Genomic DNA, 389 nt, shown 5'->3' on the forward strand with positions numbered 1-389 from the left:
ATCTCCGGATCAAAGCTTACTTACAGCTCCCCGAAGCATATCGGTGTTAGTCCCGTCCTTCATCGGCTCCTAGTGCCAAGGCATTCACCGTGCGCCCTTTCTAACTTAACCTAAAAGGTTTATTTCTCTTATTTTAATAAGAGAGAAAACTAAAATGGCGATTACTCGATGTTTTACTTTGACTTCTTCTTTACGATTATCTAGTTTTCAAAGAACGAATAAAAAAAGCTTTGAGAGTTAATTGCTCTCTCAAAACTAAACAAACAAGAAACAATCAAACAAACGTGTTTTGTCTGGCTCATACGTCCAGCTTATATCCTTAGAAAGGAGGTGATCCAGCCGCACCTTCCGATACGGCTACCTTGTTACGACTTCACCCCAATCATCTG

The 389-nt window shown here is 40.4% G+C and carries 2 rRNA genes; both read right to left on the reverse strand.

Annotated features, from left to right (window positions below):
- A 23S ribosomal RNA gene (locus tag M5A78_RS24630) occupies nt 1-111 on the reverse strand; the annotation flags it as partial.
- Between the two features lie 212 nt (nt 112-323).
- Nucleotides 324-389: ribosomal RNA gene (locus M5A78_RS24635) — 16S ribosomal RNA — on the reverse strand; the annotation flags it as partial.

The sequence above is a fragment of the Neobacillus rhizosphaerae genome, from assembly GCF_937468385.1.
GTDB classification, from domain to species: Bacteria; Bacillota; Bacilli; order Bacillales; family Cytobacillaceae; genus Neobacillus; species Neobacillus rhizosphaerae.